General features: G+C 45.9%; 23 protein-coding genes and 1 other annotated feature. Of the genes, 17 read left to right on the forward strand and 6 right to left on the reverse strand.

The genetic code is table 11. The features are described 5' to 3' along the window. Nucleotides 1-194 precede the first annotated feature (194 nt). The 7 genes from mphK (at nt 195) to M1D65_RS01480 (ending at nt 6,071) form a co-directional block, all read left to right on the forward strand. Nucleotides 195-1,115, forward strand: a complete 921-nt coding sequence (gene mphK / locus M1D65_RS01450) for a macrolide 2'-phosphotransferase MphK (protein WP_049140296.1) — start codon at nt 195-197, stop codon at nt 1,113-1,115. A gap of 56 nt (nt 1,116-1,171) precedes the next feature. Then, nucleotides 1,172-1,419, forward strand: a binding site (T-box leader). 97 nt (nt 1,420-1,516) lie between these two features. Continuing rightward, the gene (gene rtpA, locus M1D65_RS01455) at nt 1,517-1,678 is read left to right on the forward strand and encodes an anti-TRAP regulator (RefSeq protein WP_003234807.1); all 162 of its coding nucleotides are present in this window, start codon (nt 1,517-1,519) and stop codon (nt 1,676-1,678) included. Nucleotides 1,679-1,698: 20 nt separating this feature from the next. Further along, a complete protein-coding gene (locus tag M1D65_RS01460; protein WP_456270733.1) occupies nt 1,699-2,637 on the forward strand; it encodes a DMT family transporter in 939 nt (312 codons plus the stop codon). Between the two features lie 96 nt (nt 2,638-2,733). Next, nucleotides 2,734-3,414, forward strand: a complete 681-nt coding sequence (gene ycbL, locus M1D65_RS01465) for a two-component system response regulator YcbL (RefSeq protein WP_076458515.1) — start codon at nt 2,734-2,736, stop codon at nt 3,412-3,414. Between the two features lies 1 nt (nt 3,415). Continuing rightward, nucleotides 3,416-4,351, forward strand: coding sequence for a two-component system sensor histidine kinase YcbM (gene ycbM, locus M1D65_RS01470; RefSeq protein WP_456270734.1), 936 nt, complete (start codon nt 3,416-3,418; stop codon nt 4,349-4,351). A gap of 91 nt (nt 4,352-4,442) precedes the next feature. Beyond that, nucleotides 4,443-5,366, forward strand: coding sequence for an ABC transporter ATP-binding protein (locus M1D65_RS01475; RefSeq protein ID WP_003234797.1), 924 nt, complete (start codon nt 4,443-4,445; stop codon nt 5,364-5,366). Nucleotides 5,367-5,384: 18 nt separating this feature from the next. Next, complete coding sequence (locus M1D65_RS01480; RefSeq protein WP_072173741.1) at nt 5,385-6,071, forward strand: ABC transporter permease; 687 nt, start codon at nt 5,385-5,387, stop codon at nt 6,069-6,071. Here M1D65_RS01480 and M1D65_RS01485 read toward each other — a convergent pair. Both M1D65_RS01485 and M1D65_RS01490 read right to left on the reverse strand, forming a co-directional pair. After that, nucleotides 6,032-6,166 carry a hypothetical protein gene (locus M1D65_RS01485; protein WP_119122840.1) on the reverse strand — a complete coding sequence of 45 codons (135 nt, stop codon included), beginning with the start codon at nt 6,164-6,166 and terminating at the stop codon, nt 6,032-6,034. The genes M1D65_RS01480 and M1D65_RS01485 overlap by 40 nt on opposite strands. Then, nucleotides 6,126-6,512, reverse strand: coding sequence for a YndM family protein (locus tag M1D65_RS01490; protein WP_003246313.1), 387 nt, complete (start codon nt 6,510-6,512; stop codon nt 6,126-6,128). Before M1D65_RS01490 ends, M1D65_RS01485 begins: the two co-directional genes overlap by 41 nt. 313 nt (nt 6,513-6,825) lie before the next feature. On the opposite strand from M1D65_RS01490, the gene cwlJ reads away from it, so the two are divergent. The 6 genes from cwlJ to tatC all read left to right on the forward strand — a co-directional run bounded on the left by cwlJ (nt 6,826) and on the right by tatC (nt 11,131). Further along, the gene (cwlJ, locus tag M1D65_RS01495) at nt 6,826-7,254 is read left to right on the forward strand and encodes a cell wall hydrolase CwlJ (RefSeq protein ID WP_015715185.1); all 429 of its coding nucleotides are present in this window, start codon (nt 6,826-6,828) and stop codon (nt 7,252-7,254) included. Between the two features lie 105 nt (nt 7,255-7,359). Continuing rightward, nucleotides 7,360-8,091 carry a vWA domain-containing protein gene (locus M1D65_RS01500; protein ID WP_031315684.1) on the forward strand — a complete coding sequence of 244 codons (732 nt, stop codon included), beginning with the start codon at nt 7,360-7,362 and terminating at the stop codon, nt 8,089-8,091. A gap of 79 nt (nt 8,092-8,170) precedes the next feature. Beyond that, nucleotides 8,171-8,347, forward strand: coding sequence for a hypothetical protein (locus M1D65_RS01505; RefSeq protein WP_003234785.1), 177 nt, complete (start codon nt 8,171-8,173; stop codon nt 8,345-8,347). An 18-nt stretch (nt 8,348-8,365) separates the two neighbouring features. Continuing rightward, complete coding sequence (gene phoD, locus M1D65_RS01510; RefSeq protein WP_032724845.1) at nt 8,366-10,117, forward strand: alkaline phosphatase PhoD; 1,752 nt, start codon at nt 8,366-8,368, stop codon at nt 10,115-10,117. A gap of 12 nt (nt 10,118-10,129) precedes the next feature. Continuing rightward, nucleotides 10,130-10,342, forward strand: coding sequence for a sec-independent protein translocase protein TatAD (gene tatAD / locus M1D65_RS01515; protein WP_449237462.1), 213 nt, complete (start codon nt 10,130-10,132; stop codon nt 10,340-10,342). A gap of 60 nt (nt 10,343-10,402) precedes the next feature. Continuing rightward, nucleotides 10,403-11,131, forward strand: coding sequence for a twin-arginine translocase subunit TatC (gene tatC / locus M1D65_RS01520; protein WP_003234779.1), 729 nt, complete (start codon nt 10,403-10,405; stop codon nt 11,129-11,131). Here the strand turns inward: tatC and pcp are convergent. Beyond that, nucleotides 11,128-11,775, reverse strand: a complete 648-nt coding sequence (gene pcp / locus M1D65_RS01525) for a pyroglutamyl-peptidase I (RefSeq protein ID WP_070548470.1) — start codon at nt 11,773-11,775, stop codon at nt 11,128-11,130. The two genes, tatC and pcp, sit on opposite strands and share 4 nt — an antisense overlap. A 78-nt stretch (nt 11,776-11,853) precedes the next feature. Between pcp and M1D65_RS01530 the strand changes: the two genes are divergently transcribed. Next, nucleotides 11,854-12,966: an aminotransferase class V-fold PLP-dependent enzyme gene (locus tag M1D65_RS01530; protein WP_015715189.1), complete on the forward strand. Its 1,113-nt coding sequence runs from the start codon at nt 11,854-11,856 to the stop codon at nt 12,964-12,966. Between the two features lie 41 nt (nt 12,967-13,007). Here M1D65_RS01530 and lmr(B) read toward each other — a convergent pair whose 3' ends face one another. Together lmr(B) and lmrA are read right to left on the reverse strand one after the other, a co-directional pair. After that, complete coding sequence (gene lmr(B) / locus M1D65_RS01535) at nt 13,008-14,447, reverse strand: lincomycin efflux MFS transporter Lmr(B) (RefSeq protein ID WP_003234772.1); 1,440 nt, start codon at nt 14,445-14,447, stop codon at nt 13,008-13,010. Between the two features lie 38 nt (nt 14,448-14,485). Further along, nucleotides 14,486-15,052, reverse strand: coding sequence for a transcriptional regulator LmrA (gene lmrA, locus M1D65_RS01540; protein WP_103803523.1), 567 nt, complete (start codon nt 15,050-15,052; stop codon nt 14,486-14,488). A gap of 216 nt (nt 15,053-15,268) precedes the next feature. Between lmrA and ansZ the strand changes: the two genes are divergently transcribed. Together ansZ and lipA are read left to right on the forward strand one after the other, a co-directional pair. After that, entirely contained in the window at nt 15,269-16,396 is a 1,128-nt protein-coding gene (gene ansZ / locus M1D65_RS01545; protein WP_456270735.1) for an asparaginase AnsZ, read from the forward strand. 160 nt (nt 16,397-16,556) lie between these two features. Continuing rightward, nucleotides 16,557-17,195: a lipase LipA gene (gene lipA, locus M1D65_RS01550; protein ID WP_014478727.1), complete on the forward strand. Its 639-nt coding sequence runs from the start codon at nt 16,557-16,559 to the stop codon at nt 17,193-17,195. 37 nt (nt 17,196-17,232) lie between these two features. Here the strand turns inward: lipA and M1D65_RS01555 are convergent, their stop codons facing one another. Beyond that, nucleotides 17,233-17,616 carry an RDD family protein gene (locus M1D65_RS01555; RefSeq protein WP_015482755.1) on the reverse strand — a complete coding sequence of 128 codons (384 nt, stop codon included), beginning with the start codon at nt 17,614-17,616 and terminating at the stop codon, nt 17,233-17,235. A 234-nt stretch (nt 17,617-17,850) separates the two neighbouring features. Between M1D65_RS01555 and M1D65_RS01560 the strand changes: the two genes are divergently transcribed. Beyond that, on the forward strand, nt 17,851-18,927 hold the full coding sequence (locus M1D65_RS01560; RefSeq protein ID WP_003234762.1) for a helix-turn-helix domain-containing protein: 1,077 nt from the start codon (nt 17,851-17,853) through the stop codon (nt 18,925-18,927). Nucleotides 18,928-18,959: the final 32 nt, after the last annotated feature.

Raw genomic sequence — 18,959 nt, forward strand, 5'->3', positions numbered from 1 at the left:
TTCATGAGATTCCGAGTGACACGAATTCAATAGTGAACAACTCTCGCCTGAAAGCGGGAGAATCGGGATGAATCCGCCTATGTATGAGCCCTTACATGATTATCAAAAAAGAGGGTGGCGTGCCTGCCCTTTTTTGTGCCTTCAAGCATCCCTTCTCTCTACTGCAGGCCGGAGCATGAGAAAGGGGAAATGGGATGACAAACCTTAACGAAAAACAGCTTATCACTGAGATTGTCGGGCTTGCACGCAGCCAAGGTTTGACGGTTCATTCTGAGAACGCGCAATTGAATGAAACCGGAATGGACTTTCAAGTTGTATTTGCCAAGGACGACACAGGTATGCCATGGGTGCTGCGAAAACCGCGGCGAAGTGATGTTGTGGAAAGAGCATCTGCAGAAGGCATAACGCTTGCCTTTCTCCGCGCGAATCTGACTGCTGATGTGCCGGATTGGAGAATTCATACACCGGAATTGATCGCTTACCCCATGTTAAAAGGAACGCCGGCTGCTGGAATTGACTTGGAACAAAAGCAATATGTATGGAATATGGATCATCAGCCGCCGTCAGACGACTTTGTCCGCACACTTGCCGACATACTGGCTGAATTACATGGCACGGATCAAATATCTGCTGGGCAATCCGGAATAGAAGTGATAAGGCCAGAAGATTTCAGGCAAATGACAGCAGACTCTATGGTTGATGTGAAGAATAAGCTTGGCGTATCTACGACGCTTTGGGAAAGATGGCAAAAGTGGATAAATGATGATGCATACTGGCCGGGTTTCTCTTCTTTGATACACGGCGATCTCCACCCGCCGCATATCCTTATCGATCAAAATGGACGTGTCACAGGACTTCTGGATTGGACAGAAGCGAAGGTTGCTGACCCAGCTAAGGATTTTGTTCTTTATCAAACCATTTTCGGAGAAAAAGAAACTGCCCGTTTGCTTGAATACTATGATCAAGCAGGCGGCCGGATATGGGCAAAAATGCAGGAACACATTTCAGAGATGCAGGCGGCGTATCCGGTGGAAATCGCCAAGCTAGCTCTGCAAACACAGCAGGAGGGACACATCAATATGGCGCTGGAAGCACTTGGTGTAACATCGGATTAAGAATTGACTTCGTTTCATGAACCGAGTATTATAAACTCTACAAATAATAGAACGGATCAACAATCGTGAGGAAGAGCAAGTACGCATCAGAATGGAGGTTCAGAGAGTCGGTGGCAGGTGTGAACCGATCCTCCCCTGATGCCGAATGGGCTTCTGAATTGCTTTGCTGAACGGATAGTAGGCGATGCCGGGTTTCTCTCCCCGTTACCAAGAGAGGAGTATCGAAACATAGGTTTTCTGTACTTAGAGTGAACGGCTGTATAGCTGTTAATAAAGGTGGTACCGCGAGACCCTCGTCCTTTGCATAGGACGGGGGTTTTTTGTGTTTCTTAAAGGAGGTGACGGCCAATGGACGATGGCTGGTGGTGGCATAGCAGATGAGTTAGAAAGGAGGATATCAAATGGTCATTGCAACTGATGATCTTGAGGTCGCATGTCCTAAATGTGAAAGAGCGGGAGAAATCGAAGGAACACCTTGCCCGGCCTGCAGCGGAAAAGGTGTTATTCTGACTGCTCAAGGATATACGCTTCTGGATTTTATCCAAAAGCATTTGAATAAGTAAAGGAGAAAAGCTGAGCTGAGATGAGAGCAGAAGAGCAGAGTAAGATTCGTGAGGCCGCAGCAGGTACGATTTTTTTGCTGATCGGAACAGTTTGTTTTGCGTCTAAATCGATTTGGATAAAATGGGCATACCAAATGGGTGCTGAGCCAGATGCCGTGCTGCTATACAGGCAGCTGCTGGCTGTTCCGCTGTTTTGGCTGATTTTTTTAATATATCGTCCTCCAATGCCAGACGGTAAGAAAAAAGGAGACCTATGGAAGGCTTGTGGCGCGGGAGTGTTTTGTTTTTTTCTGTCTCCCTTGCTTGATTTTATCGGGCTGAACCATGTATCCGCAATGGTTGAACGTATATTGCTGATGAGCTATCCGTTGTTTGTGTTTGGATTCGTCGCGTGTCGTGACCGGAAAATGTCCTCAATTCAGGACCTTTTCGCAGTTCTGGCGGTCATGTTTGGGCTCTTCTTGGCGCTGGGCGGCTGGAATGCTGAGCTTTTCCAGGCGAATATGATTGGAGCTGTATTCATTTTGTTATCTTCGGCGGTCTATGCTGGTTATCTTGTCCTTTCCGGGCATCTCGTCCATCAAATCGGGGGGATCCGTCTCAATGCATACGGGATGACAGCTGCTGGAGCTGCCATGATGCTTTACACAGGGATAAAATCGGCGGCTGGCATGAATACGCCAATGGCAGCATATCCGCTTTCTATGTATGGTTTGTTCGCGGTAATTGCAGTCGTAACCACTGTGATTCCATTTGTGCTAATGCTTGAGGGCATAAGACGAATCGGGGCACAGCGAGCCGCCGCCATTTCAATGGCAGGGCCTGTCCTGACGATTTTCTATGGAGCTTTATTTCTCGGTGAACGGCTTCGGCTTATTCAAGTCATTGGATGCACTGCTGTATTCTTTGTCATTACGGGCATGGAATACAGGAAGCTGAAAACAGGAAAAAAAGAATAATTTATATAAAACACACACGTTTTTCAATTACAATAAGTGTAATTACGTGTGTGTTTTTTGATTTTGTAAAGGTTAGGTGAGAAGATGCAGCGCATATTGCTTGTAGAAGACGACCACTCAATCAGTGAAATGGTGGATCATTATTTAACAAAAGAAGGCTTTGGAATTGTGCATGCTTTCGACGGAGAAGAGGGTATCCGGCTGTTTCAGCAGGGTTCATACGATTTGGTCCTCCTTGATATCATGCTCCCGAAGCTGAACGGCATGGATTTTCTGAAAATCATCCGGGAAAAAAGCAACGTTCCGGTCTTAATGATTTCGGCAAAAGATGGAGATGTGGACAAGGCATTGGGACTGGGCTTTGGGGCGGACGATTATATCGCCAAACCGTTTTCGATGATTGAGCTGACAGCCAGAGTAAAAGCCGCGATACGGCGGGCAACGCAATATTCGGCAGAGGAGCCGGCTGTGAATAAGGTGATCCGGATTCACCAGCTTGCGATAGATATAGACAATGTTTCCGTTTTGAAAAACGGAGAACCGCTCCAGCTGACGTCAACAGAATGGCAGCTGCTGTGCTTATTCGCATCAAATCCTAAAAAAGTGTTTACGAAAGAACAAATCTACCGTTCCGTTTGGAATGAAGAGTACTTTGATGATCAGAACATCATTAACGTACATATGCGGCGGCTCAGAGAAAAGATTGAGGATGACCCCTCCTCCCCTCAATATATTAAAACGCTATGGGGCATCGGTTATAAATTAGGAGAGTTTTAGAATGACAGTGCTATGGGTGGCCGCTGTCATCGCTCTGGCATGTCTGAATGTGATTCAATTCATAATGAAAAAGAAGCGGGACGGGAATCTGGCTTACACGGCTGACCAGCTTAGCTACATGCTCAGCCGGGATTCGGCAGAGCAAATTTTGCTTCCTACAGACGATCATGCGCTCAAAGGCTTGCTTGTTAACATCAATCTTATCGTTGAGAATCGTCAGCAGATCAGCGCCCAATTTGCCAAAACAGAGCAATCCATGAAGCGGATGCTGACCAATATGTCGCACGACCTGAAAACGCCGTTAACGGTCATTCTCGGTTATATCGAAGCCATTCAAAGTGACCCGAACATGCCGGACGAAGAGCGGGAAAGATTGCTGGGGAAGCTCCGCCAGAAAACGAATGAACTCATTCAGATGATCAACTCCTTTTTTGATTTAGCGAAATTAGAATCTGAAGATAAAGAGATCCCGATCACCAAAGTACATATGAACGACATATGCAAACGAAATATCCTGCACTATTATGACGCTGTTCAGTCAAAAGGCTTTCAAGCAGCCATCGATATACCGGATACGCCGGTGTATGCGCAGGCGAATGAAGAGGCACTGGACAGAATCCTGCAAAACCTATTATCCAATGCGATTCAATATGGCGCGGCCGGCAAGTTAATCGGCATGACGCTGTCTTATGATGAGAGGAACATCGCCATCACCGTATGGGATCGCGGAAAAGGGATTAGTGAAACCGATCAGCAGCGGGTGTTTGAGAGGCTGTACACACTGGAAGAATCCAGAAATAAAGCATTTCAAGGAAGCGGCCTGGGTTTAACCATCACAAAACGGCTTACAGAAAAAATGGGAGGCACCATATCCGTCCAAAGCAAGCCGTACGAACGGACTGCATTTACGATCACATTGAAACGCATGACATATTAATCGTAAGAATTTCTTAAGGTTTGAGAAATAAAAATGACAGGGCTCGCCGCTACAATAGAAAACAGGAAAAGAGAGGGAAGGAGAAACAAAGTTGACTTATATCGTACAAACAAACGGGCTGACCAAAACGTATCAGGGCATAGAGGTCGTATCCAATGTCAGCATGCATATTAAAAAAGGTGAAATCTATGGCTTTCTCGGCCCGAACGGCGCGGGGAAAACAACCATCATGAAAATGCTGACGAGCCTTGTCAAACCGACAAGCGGTGAAATCATCATTCTTGGGAACAAGTTCACCCACACGTCATATGAGGTGCTGGGGAACATCGGCAGCATGATTGAATATCCGATTTTTTATGAAAACCTGACAGCTGAAGAAAATTTAGATCTGCATTGTGAATATATGGGATACCACAATAAAAAAGCCATACAAGAAGTGCTGGATATGGTGAATTTAAAACAAATCGACAAAAAACCCGTCAAAACCTTTTCCCTCGGGATGAAGCAGCGCCTTGGAATTGCGCGTGCCATCCTTACAAAGCCGGATCTGCTTATTCTGGATGAGCCGGTGAATGGGCTTGACCCTCTCGGCATTAAAAAAATCAGGCAATTGTTTCAAGTGCTGAGCAAAGAGTACGGGATGACACTGCTGATCTCAAGCCACCTGCTGGGTGAAATCGAACAAATCGCGGACACAATCGGCGTCATTCGGGACGGCAGACTGCTTGAAGAGGTATCAATGGAGGATGTCAGGGGCCAGAACACTGAATACATCGAGCTTGTTACATCGAATCAGACAAAGGCCTGCTTTGTTCTTGAGAAAGATCTGCAATTAACCAACTTTAAAATTTTAAATGAGAAAACAATCCGAATTTACGAAGCCGAAGCCTCACAGGCTGCTATATCCAAAGCGCTGATTTTAAATGATGTAGACATTGAATCATTGAACAAAAAGTATACGTCGCTGGAGGATTATTTTATCAAATTGATCAATGGCAATAGCATCAGTGCGTAAAGGAGGAGAGAAACGTTGATGAATTTGATCAGAATCGAATTAAGAAAAATGAAAATAGGCTGGTATGTCAGAGGCGCCATCATTGCCAACGTGATCATTATGGGTTTTATGTGGCTGATCAGTTATTCCGAAAAAGCCGATGGCGGGGTTTCGTTCCAAAGTACGGATGAAGCATTCCTCATCATCGGTACCTTCGTCAGAGCGGTATTTATCGTATTTGGCGCTGTGCTGATCGTAAAATTGGTGATTTCGGAATATAAAAACAAAACCATTCTTGTGATGTTCACGTACCCGATCAGCCGTAAAAAGCTGCTCACCGCTAAGCTCATGATCGCGGGCGGACTGACGTTTATCACGATTTTACTTTCAAATATACTCATAGCCGCCGGTTTCTTTTGGCTGAACTCGATCTACCATTTCATACCGGGAGAGCTTACTTCCGAGATCATTTCTCAACAGGCGGTCAAAATGGCGGTTTTCGCTTTTGGCGCCGCTGGAACCAGTTTAGTTCCCATCTTTTTTGGGATGCGTAGACACTCGGTTCCGGCGACCATCATTTCATCTGTAGTAATTGTGATGCTCATCAGCTCAACAAGTCCGGGCTTCTCGATTTCATCTGTTGTGTATATCCCGTTATCGTTAGCGGCATTCGGATTGTTCTTTTCCTACATGGCGATCAGGAATGCGGACAAGCAGGATGCGTAAACAAAGGCGCCCAATATGTATAAAAGGCCGATGCTGTCAGCACCGGCCTTTCCATTATGAGTCTGTTCTTGTTTCAAGATAATGCTTCTTGCCAATCTCTTTGCTCATCATATAGAAATGGAAGCAATATTCACCGATTGCCATGACAATCGCGCCGAATAAAGCCGCCAATGCAACTTCACCGCCAGTCATCCCCATAGAAAGCGGCATGCCCATCAGCCAGATCACGAGAAAGGCCAAACCAAAATCAGCCAAAGTTGCAATCATATTATTCCATTTCGGCAATACATAAAGATCGCCCAGCAAATAAGAAATAACCCCTAACACAATCGTCATTAGCAGCGTATCACCAAACGTGAACCCAAAGCCCAGACCAAGCACCAGATACAACACAATAATCGTCATAATACCTTTAATAGCGAGCGCTTTCACATGTGTCATTACAATTCCTCCTTTTGTCATTTGATTTGTTATGTATAATTCCTCAAATGTAAAAAGTTAAACCTTATTTTTTTTCGGAGGCGGGTGCAAATCTGCTGGGGAGGGGTCAATGATGTGAATCCAGGAATTGAGGCTGCGGCGCTTCGACAGCGGAAATGTGAAGCTTGTACTGCACCGGACGCTGCTTTGATGCCCAACAGCCCATTATGTTTGCTGTTTTTAGATGAATAAATTTAAAAACTTCTCCTGTCCCTCCGTCATCACTTCAGAAGTAATGAAATATGATGAAAAGAGATCAAGGGGAGGTGACGTGATGGCGGTCGTGAGAGCAACGAGTGCGGATGTCGATTTGATGGCAAGGCTGCTCAGAGCGGAAGCGGAAGGTGAAGGCAAGCAGGGGATGCTGCTTGTCGGCAACGTTGGAATTAATCGGCTGCGGGCGAATTGCTCAGATTTTAAAGGCCTCCGCACCATCAGGCAGATGATTTATCAGCCACACGCGTTTGAGGCTGTGACTCATGGATATTTTTATCAAAGAGCGCGGGATAGCGAGCGTGCCCTTGCACGCCGGTCGATTAATGGTGAAAGGCGCTGGCCTGCAAAATTTAGTTTATGGTATTTCAGGCCGGAGGGGGACTGTCCAGCCCAGTGGTATAACCAGCCGTTTGTGGCCAGATTTAAGTCACACTGCTTTTATCAGCCGACGGCGGAGACGTGTGAAAATGTATATAACACATTTTAGAGACAGGACACCGTTCAAGTTGAACGGTGTTTTTCTTTGAAAAGATGCAATGGAAAATATTCCTGTGAGATAATCGAAGAAAAAAGAGCTGACGGAGATGACAGAATGGCAACAATTGACCTGCAAAAGAAAAGTGTAAAGATCGTACTGGAGAAAAAGCAGTTAACGAAGGTGACGGCTCGTGTCGGACTGGTTCTTGATATTACGGGATCGATGAGACCGCTCTACAAAAACGGGACGGTTCAAAATGTGGTGGAGCGGATTTTGGCAGTGGCTGATCAGTTTGATGATAACGGTTTGCTGGATGTATGGGTGTATGATAATGAATTTTCCCGATTAAAGCCAGTTTCAGAAAAGGATTTTTCGGGCTATGTCGATCGTGAAATTTTAAATAATGACCGCTTGCATAAATTCGGCAGAAATGATGAGCCGCCAGTCATGAAGGACGTGCTGCGCAAATATGTTGCGGAGGAACCGAGCTCGTATCCTGCTTTCATTGTTTTTATCAATGACGGGGGCTGTAAAAAGTCAATCAAACCGATAATTGAAGCTTCTTCTGATAAACCGGTGTTCTGGCAGTTTGTCGGCATCGGAAACGGAAACTTTGATTTTCTCAATAAACTGGATACGTTAGAAGGGCGTGTCATTGATAACACGAATTTCCTGCATATCGAAGAGATTGACCGCATTTCTGATGATGAGCTTTATGATGCTCTGCTTGCTGAATTTCCATTTTGGCTGAAAGAAGCGAAGGAAAAAGGGATTGTAAGAGAACAAGAGCCTCCTGCTGAAAAGCCGAAAAAGAAGGGCTTTTTCAGCAGATTGTTTTCGAAATAACTGATAAGGCACTGAGCCATTCTGCGAAATGGCTCGGTGTTTTTGTTTTTTTAAGATCATGTGAAGAAAAATAGTCCGAATGGGCGGCTTGCAAACGACAGGATATGCAGAAAACGCGTCATTCAGCCAGCTTTCGGCATGTTTCAGCGGCAGGCTTGTGAGGGAAGACCTGTTTTTAATGTTCAGCGCTTACAATCGGTTCACACTTCTTCACAGTCGTTTAACAATGATTTCCTATAATGGAGACGATCAATGAGGAGAGAGGGGATCTTGAATGGCATACGACAGTCGTTTTGATGAATGGGTACAGAAACTGAAAGAGGAAAGCTTTCAAAACAATACGTTTGACCGCCGTAAATTTATTCAAGGAGCGGGGAAGATTGCAGGACTTTCTCTTGGATTAACGATTGCCCAGTCGGTTGGGGCCTTTGAAGTAAATGCTGCGCCTAAATTCTCAAGCTATCCGTTTACATTAGGGGTAGCGTCAGGTGATCCGCTTTCTGACAGTGTCGTGCTTTGGACGCGCCTGGCACCAGATCCGCTGAACGGCGGAGGAATGCCGAAGCAAGCGGTGCCTGTCAAATGGGAGGTCGCAAAGGATGAGCATTTCCGCAAAATCGTAAGAAAAGGCACTGAAATGGCTAAACCGAGTCTTGCCCATTCCGTTCATGTGGAAGCGGACGGGCTTGAGCCAAACAAAGTGTACTATTACCGTTTCAAAACCGGCCATGAACTAAGCCCTGTCGGAAAAACAAAAACACTGCCTGCCCCTGGCGCCAATGTGCCGCAAATGACCTTTGCATTTGCTTCCTGCCAGCAATATGAGCACGGATATTATACGGCCTACAAGCATATGGCAAAGGAAAAGCTTGATCTTGTTTTCCATCTCGGTGATTACATATATGAATACGGCCCAAATGAATATGTATCAAAAACAGGTAATGTCCGCACGCACAACAGTGCGGAAATCATTACGCTGCAAGACTATCGGAACCGTCACGCTCAATACCGTTCTGACGCCAATCTTAAAGCTGCACATGCGGCATTCCCTTGGGTTGTAACTTGGGATGACCATGAAGTTGAAAACAACTATGCCAATAAAATACCTGAAAAAGGACAGTCGGTTGAAGCATTCGTGCTCCGCCGCGCGGCAGCATACCAGGCATACTATGAACATATGCCGCTCCGCATTTCCTCTTTGCCGAATGGCCCAGATATGCAGCTGTACCGGCACTTTACGTACGGAAACCTAGCGTCCTTCAATGTGCTTGATACCCGCCAGTACAGGGACGACCAAGCCAATAACGACGGCAATAAGCCGCCTTCTGATGAATCGCGCAATCCGAATCGGACCCTGCTTGGAAAAGAACAGGAGCAGTGGCTCTTCAACAATTTGGGCAGTTCGACAGCCCACTGGAATGTGCTGGCGCAGCAGATTTTCTTTGCCAAGTGGAATTTCGGGACAAGCGCAAGCCCGATCTACAGCATGGATTCGTGGGACGGCTACCCGGCTCAGCGCGAACGGGTTATCAATTTCATTAAAAGCAAAAATCTGAATAATATTGTCGTACTGACAGGTGATGTACACGCAAGCTGGGCATCGAATTTGCATGTCGATTTCGAGAAGACAAGTTCAAAAATATTCGGAGCCGAATTTGTCGGAACCTCGATCACTTCCGGAGGAAACGGAGCCGATAAGCGAGCGGATACGGACCAAATTTTAAAAGAAAATCCGCACATCAAGTTCTTTAACGACTATCGCGGATATGTCCGCTGTACAGTGACGCCTCACCAGTGGAAAGCCGATTATCGGGTGATGCCGTTTGTGACCGAGCCGGGCGCAGCCATTTCCACGAGGGCTTCATTCGTTTACCAGAAAGACCAAACTGGGTTGAGAAAGGTATCATCCACAACAATCCAAGGCGGGGTGAAGCAATCCGATGAGGTCGAAGAGGATCGTTTCTTTGCGCACAACAAAGCCCACGAAAAACAAATGATTAAGAAGCGGGCAAAAATCACGAATTAAGGAGTGGAAATTATGTTTTCAAACATTGGAATACCGGGCTTGATTCTGATCTTTGTCATCGCCCTCATTATTTTTGGCCCTTCCAAGCTGCCGGAAATCGGGCGTGCTGCCGGACGGACACTGCTGGAATTTAAAAGCGCCACAAAATCACTTGTGTCTGGTGATGAAAAAGAAGATAAATCAGCTGAGCTGACAGCGGTAAAGCAGGACAAAAACGCGGGCTGAATGCTGATGAGGCAGACACCGGGTCTGCCTCTTTTTTTATGAAAGGGAGGGCTTTTTTGAATGGATAAAAAAGAAACCCATCTGATCGGGCATTTAGAAGAGCTTCGCCGCCGGATTATCGTCACCCTCGCGGCATTTTTTCTATTTCTCATCACGGCTTTTTTGTTCGTCCAGGACATTTATGACTGGCTAATCAGGGATTTGGATGGAAAGCTGGCTGTGCTTGGGCCTAGTGAAATCCTCTGGGTGTATATGATGCTTTCCGGCATTTGTGCCATTGCGGCTTCTATCCCTGTTGCCGCGTACCAGCTGTGGCGTTTCGTTGCACCAGCGCTGACGAAAATGGAGCGCAAGGTGACGCTCATGTACATACCAGGTTTATTTGCGTTGTTTTTGGCGGGCATCTCCTTCGGATACTTTGTCTTGTTTCCGATCGTGCTCAGCTTTTTGACTCATTTATCCTCCGGCCACTTTGAAACGATGTTTACGGCTGACCGCTACTTTAGGTTTATGGTGAATTTGAGCCTGCCGTTCGGCTTCTTGTTTGAGATGCCCTTGGTGGTGATGTTTTTAACAAGGCTGGGTATCTTAAATCCTTACAGACTGGCCAAAGCGAGAAAGCTGTCCTATTTTCTGCTGATTGTCGTGTCCATATTGATTACACCGCCTGATTTTATTTCTGATTTTCTCGTGATGATCCCGCTTCTTGTCCTGTTTGAAGTGAGTGTCACCCTATCGGCGTTTGTCTATAAAAAGAGGCTGAGGGAAGAAACAGCGGCGGCCGCTTAGTGCAGTGTACCGCCCGGTGACTTCACATCCTCATCATATTGTGCGGCCGTAACAGCGGCGATTCTCAATGCCCGGACAATCGTGTCCAGGCTGAGGCTCGGCGCTGTTTTGTCGATTGTTTGCTGCGGAATGTAAGGAATATGAATAAAACCGCCGCGAATGTGCGGGGATGTCCGGCTAATGTGATCCATTAACCCGTAGAACAAATAGTTGCATACAAAGGTCCCCGCTGTGTAGGAAACCGCAGCTGGAATGCCATGTTCCTTCATCTTAGCAGTCATTCGTTTCACTGGAAGCCCTGTCCAGTAAGCGGCGGGCCCATCTGGAGAAATTTCTTCATCAATCGGCTGATGTCCTTCGTTATCGGGGATTCGCGCATCTGCAAGGTTGATCGCCACTCGTTCCGGTGTAATCTGCATCCGTCCTCCTGCTTGGCCGACACAAATTACGATATCCGGCTGATGTGTTTGAATGGCTTGGCGCAGAGTGCCCAGAGCGGATCTAAAGACGGTTGGAATTTGTTCCGCTGTAATTATGGCTTCTTCCGTCTCGAAGCCATTAAGCCGTTTCGCCGCTTCCCATGATGGATTGACGGTTTCTTTGTCAAAAGGGTCAAAGCCAGTGATCAGCACTTTTTTTCTCATTCTCCCATCTCCTTTTTCTTTTATTCTATTGTTTATTTATGGGTTTTTCATCAAAATAATGTAAAGGAGTGAATCATAATGGAGCATTTGCCGCAGCAGTATCGTCATTTATTCCCAACCTTGCAGACGCATACGATGCTTGCCAGCTGTTCTCAGAGCGCATTGGCAGAGCCTGTATCAAGGGCGATCCAGGATTATCATGATAGCCTGTTGTATATGGGGACGAACTGGAAAGAAGCGATCGAAAAAACAGAGTTTGCGAGAAACGAGTTTGCAAAGCTGATCGGGGCTGAACCGGATGAAGTGGCGATTGTGCCGTCAGTTTCTGATGCACTGGTTTCTGTAGCATCGTCCTTAACTGCATTTGGAAAGAAGCACGTTGTATATACAGATATGGATTTTCCGGCGGTGCCTCATGTTTGGCAGGCACACTCCGATTATACCGTATCCGTCATTCCATCAATAGACGGCGTGCTGCCGCTTGAACAATATGAAACGCATATTTCGGATGAAACAGTACTGACGTGTGTTCCTCACGTTCATTATCGTGACGGCTATGTTCAGGATATAAAAGCGATTGCCGAGATTTCTCAGAGAAAGGGCTCTTTATTGTTTGTAGATGCTTATCAATCAGCCGGGCATATTCCCATTGATGTGAAGGAATGGGGCGTAGATATGCTGGCAGCAGGCACCCGGAAGTATTTGCTCGGCATACCGGGTGTGGCGTTTCTTTATGTGAGAAAGGAGCTGGCTGACGCACTGAAGCCGAAAGCATCAGCTTGGTTCGGAAGAGAGAGCGGATTTGATGGGGCTTATGCAAAAGACGCGCGCCGTTTTCAAACGGGCACCCCAGCTTTTATCAGCGTATACGCAGCTGCAGCGGCTTTATCGCTGCTGAATCATATTGGGGTTTCTCATATCAGGGATCATGTGAAAACGATCTGTGCCGATGCAGTTCAATATGCCGCTGAAAAAGGCCTGCAGCTGGCGGCGGCACAAGGTGGGGATCAGCCAGGCATGGTTGCGATCCGGGATGAGCGGGCATCGGAAACGGCGGCGTTGCTGAAAAAGAAAAAAGTGATTTGCGCGCCGCGGGAAAATGTTATCCGTCTCGCTCCCCATTTTTATAATACGAAGGAGGAAATGCGTCACGCGATTGATGAAATCGCGGCGAAAACGATCCACAAGTAAACATAAAAAAGCCCCTGAACATTAGTCAGGGGCTTTTCATATTAATGATCTACCTTCACGCGCTTCATAAAGAAAGCGCCAATTAAACCGATAATGGCAACAATCATTGCAAACACAAATGCGTGCTGTACACCCGCTGTCAAAGCTTGCGGGATGACTGCCGGATCGGCAGGGTTTTTAACTGTACTCATATAATCATGCTGGCCTGCAGCCATAATGCTGACCGCAACCGCTGTTCCGATAGCGCCGGCCATTTGCTGCAGCGTGTTCATAATGGCGGTGCCGTCTGGATAAAATTCACGCGGCAGTTGGTTTAAACCGTTTGTCTGTGCAGGCATCATGATCATAGAAATCCCGATCATCAAGCAGGTGTGCAGGATGATAATCAGCACAGCTGTTGAAGTGGTCGTTACATTTGAGAAGAACCATAGTACAACTGTGACAATCACAAATCCCGGAATGACAAGCCATTTCGGCCCGTATTTATCGAACAAGCGGCCTGTAACAGGGGACATAAATCCATTTAAAATACCGCCCGGCAAGAGAACAAGACCAGATGCAAATGCAGTCAGGACTAAGCCGCCTTGCAGATACATCGGCAGAAGCAGCATAGATGACAGAATGACCATCATACAAATGAACACCATGATCACACCCAAAATAAACATCGGGTATTTGAACGCACGGAGGTTCATCATCGGCTGCTTCATTGTCAGCTGGCGGATTGAAAATAGGATAAGGCCGACAACGCCGACAATCAGCGACACGATAACAGTCGGGCTGGACCATCCCCCGGAGCCTTCACCCGCGTTGCTGAATCCGAACACAATGCCGCCGAAGCCAATCGTCGACAGGATGATAGACAATACATCGATTTTCGGCTTTGTCGTTTCAGATACATTCTGCATATATGCGATACCGAACACAAGCGCCAGCACAAGGAATGGAAGAGAGATCCAGAAAATCCAGTGCCAGTTGAGGTGCTCCAGAACCAATCCTGAGAAAGTTGGGCCGATGGCGGGCGCGAACATAATGACAAGACCGATCGTTCCCATTGCGGCGCCCCGTTTATGAGGCGGGAAAATCACCAAGATTGTGTTAAACATTAGGGGCAGTAAAAGACCGGTTCCAAGTGCCTGAACGATCCTTGCTGCTAATAAAAACGAGAAGCTCGGCGCAAGCGCCGCGATCAAGGTTCCTATAATTGAAAAGATTAGTGACACGGTAAAAAGCTGTCTTGTTGTGAACCACTGTAACAGCAGTCCTGAAACAGGAACAAGGATACCGAGTACAAGCAGGTAGCCCGTCGTTAACCATTGGACGGTTGCCGCTGTAATGTTCAATTCCTTCATAAGGTCGGTTAACGCAATATTCAGTGCTGTTTCACTGAACATGCCGATAAAACCGGCCAACAGCAAGGAAATCATAATCGGCATCACTTTGTATTGCTGAGATGCTTTAGCTGTTGTTTCCAAAATCATTTCCCCTCTCTATCAACTGCATGTAGGATGTCGTTTTTTTATCTCTTCAGCAGGTCAGGAATGCAGCTGGAGATATGAAGGAGCGGCGTACTGTTTTTTGCCGTCAAAGATAAAAGAATACCGCCTTCAATCATCGCGTTAACCACAGTGCTGGCTTCTTTTGCACGGCTCTCGCTGCAGCCAGTCTGCCGCAGTTTTTCCTCATATACAGAGGCCCATTCTTTGTAGGCTTCATGACAGGCTTCGCGCAACGGTTCGCTTTTCAATGACGTCTCAGCCGCTAGCAAGCCCACAGGCAAGCCTTCAATGTCTTCCGTACATGAAAACTGGCAGGAGAGCTCCTTCAAAAAGGCTTGAATGCCTTCCGCTGGGTCGGTGCAGGCTTCCATGCAGTCCGCGATTTTCTGACGGATATACTCCTTCATCTCATTTACGGCTTCGATCGCAAGCTGTTCTTTACCCCCGGGAAAGTGGTAGTAAAGAGAGCCTTTAGGCGCACCGCTTTCCTTTATAATCTGGTTCAGCCCCGTGCCGTAATACCCTTGCAGCTGAAAAAGCTGGGTAGCTGCCGAAAGGATTTTCTCACGGGAATCTCCATAACTCATAACATTCCCACCTTACTGAATTGCAATCAAAAATATAGTGACTGGTCTATTATCTTGATTCAATCATCAATTGTCAAGAAAAATTCATTGTATGAAAAGACAAAAAAAGAAGGATATGACAACAAAAAATACTGAGAGAAAAGCTGACTGATCTTTTGACTGAATAGATAAAATGTTCAATGATTAATCATCATATGGATGTAAGGAGAGAAATAGATGAAAAAACAACGAATGCTCGTACTTTTTACCGCACTATTGTTTGTTTTTACCGGATGTTCACATTCTCCTGAAACAAAAGAATCCCCGAAAGAAAAAACGCAGACACAAAAAGTCTCTTCGGCTTCTGCCTCTGAAAAAAAAGGTCTGCCAAACATTAGAATTTTAGCGACAGGAGGCACGATAGCTGGTGCCGATCAATCGAAAACCTCAACGACTGAATATAAAGCAGGTGTTGTCGGCGTTGAATCACTGATCGAGGCAGTTCCAGAAATGAAAGACATTGCAAACGTCAGCGGCGAGCAGATTGTTAACGTCGGCAGCACAAATATTGATAATAAAATATTGCTGAAGCTGGCGAAACGCATCAACCACTTGCTCGCTTCAGATGATGTAGACGGAATCGTCGTGACTCATGGAACAGATACATTGGAGGAAACCGCTTATTTTTTGAATCTTACCGTGAAAAGTGATAAACCGGTTGTTATTGTCGGTTCGATGAGACCTTCCACAACCATCAGCGCTGATGGGCCTTCTAACCTGTACAATGCAGTGAAAGTGGCAGGTGCCCCTGAGGCAAAAGGGAAAGGGACGCTTGTTGTTCTTAACGACCGGATTGCCTCAGCCCGATATGTCACCAAAACAAACACAACTACAACAGATACATTTAAATCAGAAGAAATGGGCTTCGTCGGAACAATTGCAGATGATATCTATTTTAATAATGAGATTACCCGTAAGCATACGAAGGACACGGATTTCTCGGTTTCTAATCTTGATGAGCTGCCGCAGGTTGACATTATCTATGGATACCAAAATGACGGAAGCTACCTGTTTGACGCTGCTGTAAAAGCCGGAGCAAAGGGGATTGTATTTGCCGGTTCTGGGAACGGGTCTTTATCTGATGCAGCCGAAAAAGGGGCGGACAGCGCAGTCAAAAAAGGCGTTACAGTGGTGCGCTCTACCCGCACGGGAAATGGTGTCGTCACACCAAACCAAGACTATGCGGAAAAGGACCTGCTGGCATCGAACTCTTTAAACCCCCAAAAAGCACGGATGTTGCTGATGCTTGCGCTTACCAAAACAAATGATCCTCAAAAAATCCAAGCTTATTTCAATGAGTATTGAAGAAAAGAAGGCAATAAGCCTTCTTTTTTTGGCTTTTTAGGACCAATAATGACCTCTGAATCTTAAAATTTCTTTAAAAATAAGCCAAAATTACCCTTTACTTAATTAATTTGGTAACGTAATATAATTGGAGAATTTGTTACAAAAAAAGGAGGATATTATGAAATTTGTAAAAAGAAGGATCGTTGCACTTGTAACAATTTTGATGCTGTCTGTTACATCGCTGTTTGCGTTGCAGCCGTCAGCAAAAGCCGCTGAACACAATCCAGTCGTTATGGTTCACGGCATTGGAGGGGCATCATTCAATTTTGCGGGAATTAAGAGCTATCTCGTATCTCAGGGCTGGTCGCGGGACAAGCTGTATGCAGTTGATTTTTGGGACAAGACAGGCACAAATTATAACAATGGCCCGGTATTATCACGATTTGTGCAAAAGGTTTTAGATGAAACGGGTGCGAAAAAAGTGGATATTGTCGCTCACAGTATGGGGGGCGCGAACACACTTTACTACATAAAAAATCTGGACGGCGGAAATAAAGTTGCAAACGTCGTGACGCTTGGCGGCGCGAACCGTTTGACGACAGGCAAGGCGCTTCCGGGAACAGATCCAAATCAAAAGATTTTATACACATCTATTTACAGCAGTGCCGATATGATTGTCATGAATTATTTATCAAGATTAGATGGTGCGAGAAACGTTCAAATCCATGGCGTTGGACACATCGGCCTTCTGTACAGCAGCCAAGTCAACAGCCTGATTAAAGAAGGGCTGAACGGCGGGGGCCAGAATACAAACTAATGAGATAAATAACCTTGAAGAGTCCTATTCTTCAAGGTTATTCTGCTTTTAGCACAATGGTTTTCGCCGCCATATCATGAACGGTTTGTTTTTTCTTCGTAAATGCGGCTGTCAAATAGATCAGGCGGGAGAATACATGCACCCACGCTATGATGTAACGGACAATCGCCTGTAGGAAAGAAATTTTCTCGTGTGTTTCGTCCCTCACGATTTGCAGCCCGATGATTTTTTTGCCCAGTGTGCCCTTCCAATTTGTCAGCGGCATCAGCAAAGGATACACAATCAGCATCAATATGGCGACAATAATGACACCGGCGGACCCATCGCCAAACGTAAATCCGGCTGCCAAAATCACTGCTGCGGCAATGATTACATCAAGTACAAGAGCGCAGGCGCGCAGCATGAAACCAGCTAGTTCCAATAGAAACACTCCTTAAAATGTTAAATAAATACCTAATGATTGTAAAAAAGAAGGGCCTAAAGTGGGAATAGGTGATAAGCCTTAAATCACAAAAGTTGGTGAAAAAGTCATAGGTAAATTGGCATAATCAGCCAGCTTATCACATTACCAAATTCTTTTTTAGCCCGAAACCAAGCCCTCAGAAGTTATTTTTGTTAAAATAGAAAAGTTACAACAGAATTCGGAGGGTTTATTGTGGGAAAAGTGAAACGAAATGCCCCTTGCCCATGCGGCAGCGGCAAGAAATATAAAAAATGCTGCGGAAGTAAAGTTGTCGACTTCCCGGCGGAACTAGCGGCAAAAGAAGCGAAACAAATTCAGGAAGACTTAGTGGAGTATGCCTTCACAGTACATAGAGAAAGCATTTCAGGCTTTATCAACCAGCATGATTTTCTTTCTGCTATGGACAGACAGACGAAAGACATCAGCGTATTTAACTTAGGAATCTGGGGAATCTTCTTCCACCCGCTTGCTGGTGAGAAGACAATCTTCGAAGAGTACCTTCAGAAAAAAGGCGATTCGATCACTCGTCCGAAAACGCGTGAGATCGTAGAATCATGGCAGAGCATGACGCCTGCTTTATTGCTGCTGAAGGACCTGAAGGAAGGCATCATTCACTTTGAAGATGTTATTACGGCAAAACAATTCGAAGTGGAAATGGACGCCAGCAATCAAGACCTTCCTCCAGTGGGAAGCCTGATTCTTGGATACCCAATCCACGAAGCGGAAAAAGCAGAATTCTTCATGCAGTTCACGATCTTCCCGGTGAAGAGAACAGAAGCGCTGATCAGCAAGGTGAAGAAATATGCGGATGCCGCTGTGAAGGAAGGCAAAACGCCGGAGGACTTCATGAAGCAGGAATTCAACAACGTTCTGTTCGCGTTGTTAGCTGAGAAAGATGAAGAGCCACAAGCAGAGAAAGCGGAAGTAAGCACTGTTGAGTGGGCAAACGACTTGGAGAAAGAAACCGCTGCGGCTATTGAAGAAGGCATGAGCGGGGAAGAGTATCCGACTGAATTGATCCCAGCTGTTATTGACATCTGGAAAACATTCTGCGAGAAAAAATCACCTGTCATCAGAAAGCCGGAAGCTTTTGCGGCGGCAGTTGAATATTATGTAAACGCGATTTCTCTCAACGGCGCGTCCGTTTCTCAAGCTAAACTGGCGAAAAAATACGGAGTTAGTGCATCAACGATTTCCAGCCGTTACAAAGAAATTGAAAGCACGCTGCAAGATGAAGCAGATCGTTTTGCACAAGCGTTATCCTCATAATGAAAAAAACCTTGAAAAGCCGGGCTTTTCAA

The sequence above is a fragment of the Bacillus sp. JZ39 genome (assembly GCF_053903145.1).

What these genes read in the sequence shown, in the direction of transcription:
- M1D65_RS01480 (WP_072173741.1), top strand. Translation starts at nt 5,385, where the DNA reads ATGAATTTGATCAGAATCGAATTAAGAAAAATGAAAATAGGCTGGTAT.
- rtpA (WP_003234807.1), top strand. Translation starts at nt 1,517, where the DNA reads ATGGTCATTGCAACTGATGATCTTGAGGTCGCATGTCCTAAATGTGAA.
- lmrA (WP_103803523.1), bottom strand. Translation starts at nt 15,052, where the DNA reads ATGAGTTATGGAGATTCCCGTGAGAAAATCCTTTCGGCAGCTACCCAG.
- M1D65_RS01460 (WP_456270733.1), top strand. Translation starts at nt 1,699, where the DNA reads ATGAGAGCAGAAGAGCAGAGTAAGATTCGTGAGGCCGCAGCAGGTACG.
- phoD (WP_032724845.1), top strand. Translation starts at nt 8,366, where the DNA reads ATGGCATACGACAGTCGTTTTGATGAATGGGTACAGAAACTGAAAGAG.
- cwlJ (WP_015715185.1), top strand. Translation starts at nt 6,826, where the DNA reads ATGGCGGTCGTGAGAGCAACGAGTGCGGATGTCGATTTGATGGCAAGG.
- tatAD (WP_449237462.1), top strand. Translation starts at nt 10,130, where the DNA reads ATGTTTTCAAACATTGGAATACCGGGCTTGATTCTGATCTTTGTCATC.
- lipA (WP_014478727.1), top strand. Translation starts at nt 16,557, where the DNA reads ATGAAATTTGTAAAAAGAAGGATCGTTGCACTTGTAACAATTTTGATG.
- mphK (WP_049140296.1), top strand. Translation starts at nt 195, where the DNA reads ATGACAAACCTTAACGAAAAACAGCTTATCACTGAGATTGTCGGGCTT.
- M1D65_RS01490 (WP_003246313.1), bottom strand. Translation starts at nt 6,512, where the DNA reads ATGACACATGTGAAAGCGCTCGCTATTAAAGGTATTATGACGATTATT.
- M1D65_RS01530 (WP_015715189.1), top strand. Translation starts at nt 11,854, where the DNA reads ATGGAGCATTTGCCGCAGCAGTATCGTCATTTATTCCCAACCTTGCAG.
- M1D65_RS01500 (WP_031315684.1), top strand. Translation starts at nt 7,360, where the DNA reads ATGGCAACAATTGACCTGCAAAAGAAAAGTGTAAAGATCGTACTGGAG.
- pcp (WP_070548470.1), bottom strand. Translation starts at nt 11,775, where the DNA reads ATGAGAAAAAAAGTGCTGATCACTGGCTTTGACCCTTTTGACAAAGAA.
- ansZ (WP_456270735.1), top strand. Translation starts at nt 15,269, where the DNA reads ATGAAAAAACAACGAATGCTCGTACTTTTTACCGCACTATTGTTTGTT.
- tatC (WP_003234779.1), top strand. Translation starts at nt 10,403, where the DNA reads ATGGATAAAAAAGAAACCCATCTGATCGGGCATTTAGAAGAGCTTCGC.
- ycbM (WP_456270734.1), top strand. Translation starts at nt 3,416, where the DNA reads ATGACAGTGCTATGGGTGGCCGCTGTCATCGCTCTGGCATGTCTGAAT.
- M1D65_RS01505 (WP_003234785.1), top strand. Translation starts at nt 8,171, where the DNA reads ATGGGCGGCTTGCAAACGACAGGATATGCAGAAAACGCGTCATTCAGC.